The sequence below is a fragment of the bacterium genome (assembly GCA_023230585.1).
Lineage (GTDB): Bacteria > Ratteibacteria > UBA8468 > B48-G9 > JAFGKM01 > JALNXB01.
Genome location: JALNXB010000066.1, coordinates 1 through 9,364 on the forward strand (window position 1 = coordinate 1; position 9,364 = coordinate 9,364).

Sequence of the window (9,364 nt, forward strand, 5' to 3'; positions counted from 1 at the left end):
AACAAGTGCTTTATTTAGGTCTTTGTTGCTATAAAGACTGGCTATAACCTTTGTGCCTTTAATATCTGTAATTGTAGTGTCAAGTTTTACAAGTATATCAAGGTACCTTTCTGAGGAAGAGATGTTTTCTTTGCAACTATAAAGTTTGATACCGCCTTCGTTTAAGGCACAAGAAGATTCTGTCCAGGGAAGAATGTTTGCCAGGTCAGAAAAATCTATTGTGATTTTTTCTGAAGCAGAGATTCTTAAAGAAGTGAAGACAAAAAAGAAGAGAATCAAGCAGAAAAACAAGTTCTTATGTTTCATTGACATAAGGACCTCCTAATAGTTAGATTTTTATAGAAACTTTATCATATTCCTTAGGTTTTATCAAGTTTTAACCTATTAGTTAAGCACTATTTTTCATTATTTTTTAACACAACCGTTAGGTTTGTATGCAGGTTTCTTATATATACTCTCTCTTTATTTGGTAACAGTTGTTTTACTTACATCAAAATTATTTTTTATCTTCAAAACTTCTTCTCAAAGAAGGCATAAAATCATAACCAAAAATATCGTCATCAAGAGCTTTGTGTTTCTCTACAAAAGAATTCAATTCTTCAAGCCAATCTTCCAATTCTTTCCGCTTTTCTCCCTCAAGTTGTTTTTTCAACTTTAAATTATAAAAAGTTATACCCTTCTTATAGAGGGCAACATATTCCATAATAGAGAGTATTCTTTCAATACGCCATTGATATTTAGAATCTGTTGTTTTTGAAAGAGCTTCTTTGCAGAGAGTGTTACAATATTCTATATCTTCATCTCTAAAAATCTGGTTAAGGTTCAACATAGGTGAAGGAAGTATGTGGTCATTATCAGCCCCTCTTGTGCGTTCTTCCCATCTAAATATAACCTGCTTCATCAAAGGTCCTGCTTCTGGTCCAAAAAACTTATTGGCATAATCTGATACAAATTCTTTAAAACTTACTGTATCTTCCCTAAGGTTATGGCTTACCGCAAGAAAATTCAAACCATATACTCCTATATGTTTTGTTCGAGATAACATACGGGCTCCTCCTACCCCTTTCTCTTTTAACCACGGCCATTCTTCAAAAAGATTGTTTACCACAGGCCACGGTAGAGAACGCCAAGCGTGCATCCCCATTTCATAAGTGGTAAGGGTAAGGTTTTCTGGTGGAATAACCTTCAACCATTCTTTTATTATATCCACGTACTGTCTGTTGATTTCACAAGAACTATCAGTCAAGATATGCTTGGAACAACGCCAATATATCGCAAGATTAACCCTTATATTTGGATGGAGTTTAACGTCAACTGGAGGGTCGGCTACATCTATATAAGCCAGAATACTCAATTTTTTTTGTGGGTAAACTTCAGCAAGGTTTTCTGCAACAGTGTTAGCCATATTTATATATTTTCTCATTTTACCTCTGTTTCCTCTTTTACCTTCAGGAGATACCCCTTCTTTGCGCCAAACAGTCTGTTTTATATCCTCTTCTGTTACAAGCGCTTTACAACTTTCACATTCACAGGCAGGAGCACGGCCATCGTTAGGCCAAAAAGAGATAATATCTGCTTCAGGATTATTGCGAGCGATTTCTATTATGCTTCGGGATACAAGTTCTGTTAAGTCAGGGTTACTCATACACCACTGGAGTTGCATTTTTGTAATACATCTCTCTTTTCCATCGCTCAACAAAGGGTAAAAGTCTGGCCGTTCTTCAAAAAATTTATCAAAATCCCTACGTTTTCTATCCCCCAACAGTATCCCAAAAATATGATGCCCGTAAACAAGTTTAATACCTCTCTTTTTCAAGGCAGGTATAAGCCAACTTCTCATTTTATTGAACGCCTCTATTGAACGCACCTCTACCAGAAGATAAGAAAACCCGTTTTTTGCCATCCAATCTACTCTTTTTACAAGAGGTTCTTCCAATTCACCTGATGTAGCTTGAACACTACGGTACCAGCAGGCAGGGTTATCCAGAACATCTATGCCGAAAAAACCAACATTGTTACGTAAAGGTATTGTTTCACCTCTCTCCCCATAATCAAGAAAAGAACAACCACAAAACCTTCTCAGGTATTCATAAGCACCAAAAACAACCCCACCAGACTCTTTTGAGACGATATATAGGTTGTTTTCTATAGTTTTAATACGGTATCCATCGTACTTAAAACCTGTATGTAACTCTTTAGGGATAGATTTACTTGTTGCTGATACAGAAATATTTGCTATAACAATTGAAGGGTTTTCTATATTTTTAAACCCTTTATGTACTGGAATTTTTAGATTAGACATCTTATTTAAGTATTTGGCAAGTTCGTTGGCTGCAAAAACTTCTGCGCTTTCTGCCCAAACAGGTATATGTATACCCTTCAACTCCTTTATATCCAAATCTTCCCCTCTCACCCAACAAGATATAATCAAAAATGTTATTACTATACATTTGATTGTTTTCATAATTCTCTCCTAATTAGGGTTTGCCATTCTGTCAAAGTCGCCTATTTTGTGCCTTAAATACCCAGTTTTACCATCCTGAATTTGTTTCAGGATCTCTAATTTAGCCCATATAAAATAAGTAGTAAAAAGCGAGATTCCGGATCAAGCCCGGAATGACATACAAGGGGAAACCTCATCTTTTATCCTTATTTTGCTTCTACCAGTGCTTTCGTAAATGCCGATACTCCTTTTAAGTTACCGTCAAAATTAAAGAATACTCTTGTGTTCTTATCAAGCCCATACTTTTTTGATGGCTTAAAATCTTCTGCATACCTAACAATATCTGATATCCTTAAAAGGTCCATTGTTCCATCAAACGGACCTATAGTCACATTCTGTTCTTCTTTTGAAAGTTTAAAAGATTTACTATTTTTTATAGAGTTTAACCCTAAATGTGTATAATTAAAATTGATTCTGCTCCCATTCACAAAAGTGGTAAGTTCGCCGTCCATATTTTTTTCACCCTCTTTAACATCCCAAGTAAAAGCGAGGTGAACCCATTCATCTCTTTTTAGAAAACATCTTCCTTGAAAACCCAACTTAAACTGCCCTGTTTTTTCAGGTAAAATCTCAGTTCTTAAAACACTGTCTATATTTCTTATTGTTGGAAAAAATTTATATCTGTGGTTTACTGCAACATTTGGACCTTTAACAAAGTTTGTATAAATTAGTTGCCAATGTTTTATAGGTGTTTCGTAATTTGAGCGATCAGATTTGAACCAGAACTCAATCGTTCCTTTTTTAACTGGAAAAAACTCATACCCTTCATTTCCTGCTACCTCTTCACCTCTACTAAAAGAGATTTTGCTGTTTTGGGAAAGATGTAATGCCCTGCCAGTTAAGCCATTGACAAATTCCACAGGAGAAAATTCAACAACTTCCTCTTTTGTTTTAACAAATTTCTCGGGAGCAACTTCAGGAAGTAAGGAAGCCGAACCAAACGAAACTATTGGTTCCACATTGATTAGGCGAACAAAAGAAGGCGCACAAGTGCCACGAATATTGTATATGCAAGGTTCAATGCTCCAGACGCCAGGTTTACCTTCCACAGAAATATTCTGCCTCCCAATATTATCATCTGACATATCAAGAGCTACAGAGCCATCAGGCCTTCTGATACGACATTGAGAACCAATCAATATTTCAAGTTTTTCAATGTGGGCAGGAACTTTGAAATATGCTGGCATTCCTTCACCGAAACGCCCATAAGATCCTTCGCCAGTATGCTGTCCTATTGAAATTGACCAGAAACCTTCAGGACAATACAATGCCACTTTTTGTGTGTTTATATCAAGAAGGGTAAAGGTAACATCCTGCGTAAAAAAAAGTCTATATAAACCTTCAGGGGTTTCTGAAGGAACAGTTACATTTAGATGAAAAGTATCAGAATATACTGGATAAACATCAGGTTTCTTTGTAAAGAAAGGACCCCTTTCCATAATCTTTTCAAACTCTGTTTTAATCCCTTTAACATCTCTTCTGGTTTTATAGGAAATAATTTTAGGCGGCAAAAGTTCAAGATCTTTCTTGATTTTTATACATATATTCAATTTGGTATCTACACCTTTTTTATGCAAAAACAGAATTTCTCCTTTTGGTTCTTCTACACATTGAACTATCAATGGCATTGATTTACCGCTACTCTTTCCCTCTGAAAGAAGTTTTAAGGCAGTTGGCAGTCCTATGAAGGGATTATGCCATTCCCATATACCAAGATAATCAGGCATCTTTTTCCAATCGAGAGGGTCTGCTGGAAAAGTTTTTAGGGTTTTCGAAAGGGGCTGTTCTTTAATATATCTAACTGCATCTTTTATAGATTGTTCTGCAACTACAAGATGGCGCTCTTCACCTGTTAACCAGTACGCTATGGAACTGGTAAAACCTGAGTAGTTCTTATAACTTACAAAACTTGTCCGTCTATCAAAACGGTATCTCTGGTCCATAAGTTTAAGAAACGCTTCTTTTGCAAGTTCATCTTTTGTCTCAAGGTAATATTCTACTGTATTATGGCTTGTTCTATGGTCTTTATACATTGGTCCATAACTATGCTTAAACATTTTGATACCATTTTGGCTTTCTAAATCAAACATTGAATGTGTTACTTCTTTTGACATTTGCATTATATCTTCGTCCCAATCCATTATTGACAAAGTTACCAGTTCTCTTACAACTTTAGATTGGTTTACTGCTATTGCTCCCGAAGATTTCCATCTTTTTTTAACCGACTCTTTCAACATTTTTAAGAGTTCAAAAGAACGTTCGTCCCCGGCAAGATAATACTCCAGAAGCCAGCAACCAATATCGCCTCCGTTAGTAAGGTAAAGATTACCTGTTTGTCCCCACGCAAAAGGCAGTTTTCCGCCTTCTTGAGAACAAAACATAAAATGACCTCTCCTTTTCATAGGGGCGGTCTGAGAGTTATGATGTATTAAATACCAATCCCCGCTAAAGCGGCTAAATCTGTGGGCATAGTCATAATATGTCCTTTCTCCGCTTCGAGCAAAAAGTCGCCACGGTTCTCGCCTTACACTATAACGGTCTATATTACATAAAATATGGAAACGAGCCATAATACGACCACCCACACTATCATAGGACCAGGTAGGAAAATTTCCCCAGTCTATATAACCAGTATGAGGGAATGCCCGCAAAGGAAGTATAAACCTCTGCCAGTATTCAGATATAGCGTTCTCTTCTTCTGGGAACCTTTCTACATCTTTATGTAACATTGGGTACCCCATCGCCTCTGTGTTACATAACCATACAGGGTCGGCAAGAGCAAGGACTTGTCTTGCACCTGCAGTGGCTGTTTTTCTTACTAAATCCTCTTTATATTCTCCTAAGTGAGGTAGAAACCATATATCATGGGTTCTGGCTGAACCTTGAGCATTACTTTCAAATTCAGATAGTTTTTTTGCCCCCGGGCTACCCAGACCTTTTTCTGCCCAGGTTTGCCAGTACTCTTTTACAAGGGTTTTGGCTCTAAAGTCGAGTTCTTTACCGCTTCTACCTGACCATAAAACAGCCCTTGCACCACGCTGCCCAAAAGAGATTTCTTTAGGGAACCTTTCTGCCAACCAAGGCATTACAAGTGTTATCCCGTAACTACCATAATCTCCGTAACCCCAGTCGCCTGCTACTTTTTTTTCAAGAACTGTTGTATCTTTGTTGTTGACATTTCTCCCAATTATTGCCTGATACTCCCTCTCAGCAAAATGTGGGTAATCGGTTTGTAGTATATATGTTTCATCACTATTATTGATTATTCTACTAACAGTCTCCTTTTTTCCCGGTTCTCCGAGAGAAAAATATGTATCTTTTGGTTGTTCAGGTGTTTTAAATTCAAGCCCGTAATCTTTAAACCATACCTTATTTGTATCTTCTGTAAAGATAAGTGTATGTGTTATCCTTACATAAGGCACACCCGCAGTGAAATATAACCAGATATCTGCCCGAGCAAGTTTCTCTCCTGAGGTAGTTACATACCAGCCAGAACGTTTAATTGCTAAACGGTTGGAACCTTCTTTAAGTATCTCGTTTGTTATTTCAGATGCCTCCCCTGATACTCTTGCTTCTCTGTTGGCATTGTCTATCAAGTAGGCACCTGCGCCAGAGTTTTCCAATATCTGTCTTTTCTCTCTACCAGAAATCAGCCAACCTTCTTCTGGGAGAAGTTGATTTTTAGCGAACCTATATATTGCAACCCCGGTATTTACCTCAAACCCGCCGTTGGGTTGTTCTGTTACCTTTAAAGGGTTAGGATATCTTCCTCGCTTGATACCTTCCCCAAACTCAACCCTATAATTACCTTGCGGGGATGCAGTAAACCCTGCCAATGCCCATCTAATACTACCGTCGCGCCAGGTTGCTGTTACGTCAATCTGGGAAGGTACTTCTTTCTCTCCGCTCATTATTCTTATATTTGAAGAATCTGTAAGATTTCCTTCTGGGAAAGGTATACTTGCGATTATCGGCCAAGCAGTGTTTAATCCTGATACATCGTTGATACTTATCCTAAAATTTTCAGCTGAACTACTCAGCGACCATAATAAGATAGCCGTGAACATCAATAACACATTTTTTCTCATCTTCACATACCTCCAACTTTATAAAAAATATTACCTTTCACCTGTAAGAAAAACCGAAAATTCTTTTTCTGCTTCACTCATACCTACAAACCGATTATTATCAGAAGGCAGAGGAGTTACCCTCAACTGGTCAGGTCCTCCAAGGGCAAGCTGTGAACCTCCTCCACGAACAAACCTTACTGCAAGTAAGTTTTCTCCTTTTTTAACTCTAACATTTACAAGGTGGTTCCATATAGAAAATGGAAAGTGAATATTACTGGTCTTAGTTGAATCGTGAACAAGTTTTCCGTTAACCCATACCTGCATCCACCAGTCAGCGCCCATACCTAAAGTTACATTTTGTGTTTTGTTAGAGTTGAAAGTAAGGAACACATAAGCCACACTTCCACTCTGTTCCTCTTTGAGTATATTAGGAAAATCATAAATAGTATCCGACACCTCAATATCTACACCTTTGACCTCTTTTTCTCCAACTTTTATTTTCTCAGGATAAGAACTTAAAACACTTAACGGTACAACAGGGTCATATTGATGAAAAGGTCCAAAGACTCTCCATTTAGAAGCCCAATCAAGAGAGCCTTTAACTTTTTGAAGAGGAGGCGCTTTTTTTTCTAAAGGTATGTTGTATAACTTAGGGTTTTCTATTGCGAAAAAAGGAGGTATGTTTTCAACCTTAACTTTTCCAGGGTCTACACTTTCAAATCCCCAGAGCCCAGAAAGGTTCTTCGGAATTTCTACCCACCCAAACACTTCTTTACCATCGTTATACGTTTCTCCATTAGGAGTAAATAGATTAGTCTTTTTTTCAAAAAATATCCTTCCTTTATCTGCACCTTTAGGTACATTAAAGTATGTTCTTACTGGAGGATTCATTTTTAATGGGTACCAACCTTCGGGAGCATAAAGAGCTATAGGGATATGTTTGTCAGAAAATACCGAGTAGTACCCTGATTGATTAACAGACAACTCATAGACCCCGCCAGGAGCATCTTTAGGTATAATCGCCTTTGATACACCTGTGCTTTTTTCTATCACAGTATGTAAATCGTGACCAGACCACATATGTCCTTCGTAAGATATGTGAGGTTTTATTACAATATTTCCGCCTGCTTGAGAAGGTTTAGGAATATCTTTTTTTTCTTTTGATGCTGTCTGGTTTACAGATACGTTTCCTTCTTTTCTTATAAGTATATTCAACTCCGTCTCGTTTTTTTCTGCAGAAGAATCGACTCTCAGGGTTTCTGCCCCAGGTTTTACGAAAAATATTCTTATTGGACTTTCTTCTACCTTAAAAGCAAGCCAAGATGAAGGTGTCTCTATTTGTGCATCCGATTGTGATAACATATCCATAGCCAAAGGAAGCCCTTTAAAGAATCTTGGTATCTGAGAAGTACAAGGCACTATAACTTTTTTTGTATTAATATCAACCAACCTATCAGCAACAAGCCTGCGTCTTGCATAATCAAAATCTGATAAAAAGACCGGGTTCTTCGTTTCTTTCCACATAAAGTAATATAGCAGACCAGTCGCTCTATTCTGGGACTGTGTTCTAACCCGTGGGAGGATAGACATATTCTCCCAATTGTTCTGCCCTATAGATATTGCCATTTTTTTAAATAGAGGGTCTTTAAAGACGCTCCACATAAGTAGTAGCGAGTCCTGGTCTGTTTCTGTCTTGTAAGTAGTGCTTCTGTAAGGACGTGTTTTTGAAAGAAGAACCATCCCTTCTGGGTCATATAAATATCTATTGTTTATTTCATAAATCAACTCTCTTAATCTTGGTTCCCAGGTAAATTCATAAGCTTCAGTTAAATGTCTCATAGCAAGAATTACCCTGTCATGTTTTTCTTCATAAGTAAGATTATTTTTAGCTGCATTAGAAAAATTTACTAAAATATCCCCTGCTCTCCTGTAACCGGTAAAATAATAATCAAGAAGTGCTTGCTCCATATCTGCAACGGTTGAAAGTTCGTACCGAAGACCTCCGCCTTGCCAATGCATAGGTAAGTCTATAACACGATTTCTTTCGCTTTTTTTCCCAGGGCTTACAGCACTGCCTATTAAGAGACCCATTATTTTGTCTGTAAAATTCCAATGAGATATGTTTCCATCAAGAAAAACCCGATTGCTTCCTTGAGCAAATTCTCTTAAATCTCTCTCTCCTGAACGGGCATATAAATACCAACTATCTGCCCTTAATGAATAGCCTCCACTGCGATATCCGTGAACTATTCTGTTAGGTCCTGCATGATAATCTATAAAACCTCCATAAGGACCGCAACTCCACATCTTGTAAAGCCCCCAAAAAATACCATCTATAACAGTTTCTTCTTCTGGAAATTTTTCGGTATCTTTTGGATGTAAAGGGCCTATTACCTCTGTTTCTCTTACCCATTTAGGCGAATTATGAATATATACTTGCTTGCTGTGTAAAAAACTTGTTTGTTGTATGTTATGGGTTGACAAGAAAGGTGTAAGTAAAATATCGTGGGTCTTAGACCATCCTACTGCATTACTCTTGTGTTTAACTATAAAATTGAGATATTTTTCAAGTAGATGTTCGGACACTTTGTCGTGCCCTTCAATTTTTTCTTTCGGCGACATACCCCAATTTTTCATAAGAGCAGGCATTCTGAAATCAAGTTCTTTACCAGTAGATGGACTAAAAAGTTTCAAATTTAAAAGGTTTTCTGATAACTGGTACTCTTTAGGATGTTGTGCTCCAATGTTCCTGCAAGAGACCATAAACCCAACATTTTCACCTGATATTGCT

4 protein-coding genes are annotated in these 9,364 nt (G+C 37.4%); all 4 read right to left on the minus strand.

Going from position 1 to position 9,364, the window contains the following annotated elements:
* Positions 1 to 306: hypothetical protein (locus M0P98_08395; protein ID MCK9266868.1), on the minus strand; the 306-nt coding region annotated here is incomplete at its 3' end.
* Positions 307 to 496: 190 nt separating this feature from the next.
* Positions 497 to 2,464: a DUF4838 domain-containing protein gene (locus tag M0P98_08400; protein MCK9266869.1), complete on the minus strand. Its 1,968-nt coding sequence runs from the start codon at positions 2,462 to 2,464 to the stop codon at positions 497 to 499.
* Between the two features lie 185 nt (positions 2,465 to 2,649).
* Positions 2,650 to 6,591: a LamG domain-containing protein gene (locus M0P98_08405; GenBank protein ID MCK9266870.1), complete on the minus strand. Its 3,942-nt coding sequence runs from the start codon at positions 6,589 to 6,591 to the stop codon at positions 2,650 to 2,652.
* A 30-nt stretch (positions 6,592 to 6,621) separates the two neighbouring features.
* The coding region (locus M0P98_08410) for a hypothetical protein (protein MCK9266871.1) at positions 6,622 to 9,364 on the minus strand (2,743 nt) is incomplete at its 5' end.